The 817-nt window shown below is 67.7% G+C and carries 1 pseudogene; it reads right to left on the bottom strand.

Annotated features, from left to right (window positions below):
* Positions 1–168 precede the first annotated feature (168 nt).
* Positions 169–817: pseudogene (locus CKO25_RS21485) on the bottom strand (ATP-binding protein); the annotation flags it as partial.

Raw genomic sequence — 817 nt, 5'->3', positions numbered from 1 at the left:
GTGTTGAAGAAGCGCATCGGGCGGACTCGTCGGCAGCAGGGCTAGGGGGAGCATAGCACCGCGGTTGGTCGCCCGCCGCGCCGGACCCCGCCGACGACCGGCGCGGCAGCCTCGCCATTGGCCAGATTCGTCTCGACGTCATCCTCCCGTTCAATCCGCCCTCGGATCTTAGGCCCGGATCACGGCGATCGCTCGGCCCTGCGGACTGGTCGCGGTGTGACACGCGGTCCGTTCGGCGATCGATGGTTGATTGGAACGGCGATCGAAGATCACCAGCCACCCGCTGTCGAGCCCCAGACCGGCCAGATAGCCGTCCAGTTGCACCAGACCCTCGACCAGCGGATCGGCCTCGTGGTCACGCCAGACCTTCAGCTCCATCCCCAAGGTCACCGCGCCATAGCGTAGGCACAGATCCATGCGCCCCATGCCGATAGCGTATTCGCGCTCCAAGGTTCCGCCGCCGTTGACCACCCGATGCAGAAAGGCCATCAGCACCAGGTGGGGGGCGATCTCGTGATAGGGGGCGCTGCCCAGCAGCGGCTGACCGTGCCGGCGCCAGAAGGCGAGGAAGGCGTCCAGCAACGCAGATGGGTTGAGCGTTCCATCGGTGTTGAGCCAGGTCGGGCTGATCCGCGGGAGTGAGTCTTGAGGCCCGCTCGCCAACATCCGCGGCAGGACCTCGCGGTAGAGGGGGTTGGCCACCACCAGACCGCCGGCACCGTCGCGGCGCAACAGGCCCAGATCGACCAGATAGTCGCGATCGTCCGTGGGCACCTCCCCCAGGGCCGTCCCCGCCAGCATCGGCTCGATGACCCGG

The sequence above is a fragment of the Thiocapsa imhoffii genome (assembly GCF_016583985.1).
In the GTDB taxonomy this organism is placed as follows: Bacteria; Pseudomonadota; Gammaproteobacteria; order Chromatiales; family Chromatiaceae; genus Thiocapsa; species Thiocapsa imhoffii.
Note: the sequence above shows the minus strand (reverse complement) of the source record. Positions and strands in the feature narration are given on the sequence as shown.